Raw genomic sequence first — 1,807 nt, 5'->3', positions numbered from 1 at the left:
GGGGGCAGGAGTCCGAAGAGCAGCAGATAGCCGCCCTCGGTGTCGGTGAGGGCGTCGGCGAGGCGGACCCGGTCGGGGTCGGCGTGGATGCCGGTCTCCTCGGCGAGTTCGCGGGTGACGGCCTGCTGCCAGGTCTCGCCGTGGTCGATGAAGCCGCCGGGCAGGGCGAGGAGACCGCGGCGGGGTTCGATGGTGCGGCGGATCACGGTGAGGGCGAGGGAGCGGTCGGGGGTGCGTACGGGGAGCAGGGCGACGGCGACCGGAAGCGGGTTGCGGTAGGCGAGGACGCCGCAGCCGGGGCAGCGGCGGGGCCAGGCGGTGGTGCCGGAGGGGTAGCGGCCCCCGCAGCGGTTGCAGTGGGAGACCTGGTCGTTGGCCATGGACCGCAGGGTAGCGCCGGCCTTGTACGGAGCTCTTGACGGTGCGTCGGATCGTGCGGTCATGCGCAGGCCAGGCGCAGCTGGTATCGACCTTTCCGGAGCCGGCGCGCCGGGCTCGCTCTGTCGGGGACGCACCGACGTCCAGCTGTGGGCCAGGGTGGGGGTCACCCCCATGCCGGGGCGGAACGACGAGGGCCAGGTCTCCGACCGGGCGGACGCCCGGCAGCCGGTCCGGCCTTCCGGGAGTCGAGCCGGGACCGCCACGTCTGCACCGGCGCGCTGCACCTGTGCACCGACATCGCCCGGTCGCCGTACGGGTTCTCCGGGATCTTCGCGGGCTGCTCCGGCTGATCCGCGGACTACGGTGGGGGCCATGGCGACCCCCACCGTTCCGCTGCTCGCCGACGCGCTGGCCGCCGGCCCGCTGGTGCTGGACGGCGGTCTCTCCAACCAGCTGGAGGCCGCCGGCCACGACCTGTCGGACGCCCTGTGGTCGGCGCGGCTGCTGGCCGACCGGCCGGAGGCGGTCGTGGGGGCGCATGCGGCGTACTTCGCCGCCGGGGCCGATGTGGTGATCACCGCGAGCTATCAGGCCACCTTCGAGGGGTTCGCCCGGCGCGGCATCGGCCGCGGCGCGGCCGCCGGGCTGCTGCGCCGCAGTGTGGAGCTGGGCCGGGAGGCCGCGGAGCGGGCCCGGTCGGCGGGGGTGCGGCGGCCGCTGTGGGTGGCGGCCTCGGTGGGCCCGTACGGGGCGATGCTGGCGGACGGTTCGGAGTACCGGGGCCGCTACGGGCTGTCCGTCGCCGAGCTGGAGCGGTTCCACCGGCCGCGGCTGGAGGCGCTGGCGGAGGCGGCGCCGGATGTGCTGGCGCTGGAGACGGTGCCGGACGCGGACGAGGCGCGGGCGCTGCTGCGGGCCGTGCGGGGGCTGGGCGTGCCGGCCTGGCTGTCGTACAGCGTGGCGGGCGGCCGTACCCGGGCGGGGCAGCCGCTGGCGGAGGCCTTCGCCCTGGCCGCGGAGGCCGAGGAGGTGGTGGCGGTGGGGGTGAACTGCTGCGCCCCCGGGGATGCGGGGCCCGCGGTGGCGCTGGCGGCGGCCGTCACCGGGAAGCCGGTGGTGGTGTACCCCAACAGCGGGGAGGCGTGGGACACCGGGGCGCGCGCCTGGCGGGGCCGGTCGGCCTTCGATCCGCGGCAGGTGTCGCAGTGGACCGCCGCGGGGGCGCGGCTGCTGGGCGGGTGCTGCCGGGTCGGGCCTGCGGCGATCGCCGATCTGGCGGGGCTGGTGGTGTCCGGGCGCGGGGGCGGGGGTGCGGCGTGAGCCACACCGTGTCCGTTTGGTCCGGTTCCGTGTGGATGTACCGGTGATCGCCGCTGCCGCGGAGATGGAGTGAACGCCTCTCTCCTGGCAGACTCTTGGGAAGAAT

At 76.1% G+C, this 1,807-nt stretch carries 2 protein-coding genes; one reads left to right on the top strand and one right to left on the bottom strand.

Annotation, left to right across the window (positions count from 1 at the left end; translation table 11 throughout):
- The coding region (locus AOK09_RS36215; RefSeq protein WP_055591416.1) for an NUDIX domain-containing protein at positions 1-380 on the bottom strand (380 nt) is incomplete at its 3' end.
- A 373-nt stretch (positions 381-753) separates the two neighbouring features.
- Here AOK09_RS36215 and mmuM point away from each other — a divergent pair.
- A complete protein-coding gene (gene mmuM / locus AOK09_RS36210) occupies positions 754-1,701 on the top strand; it encodes a homocysteine S-methyltransferase (protein WP_055591415.1) in 948 nt (315 codons plus the stop codon).
- The last annotated feature ends 106 nt before the right edge of the window (positions 1,702-1,807 follow it).

This window comes from Peterkaempfera griseoplana, from assembly GCF_001418575.1.
Taxonomy (GTDB): Bacteria; Actinomycetota; Actinomycetes; order Streptomycetales; family Streptomycetaceae; genus Peterkaempfera; species Peterkaempfera griseoplana.
Note: the sequence above shows the minus strand (reverse complement) of the source record. Positions and strands in the feature narration are given on the sequence as shown.

Bases quoted from the DNA above. Each gene is read 5' to 3' on its own strand.
- mmuM (WP_055591415.1), top strand. From the start codon at position 754: ATGGCGACCCCCACCGTTCCGCTGCTCGCCGACGCGCTGGCCGCCGGC.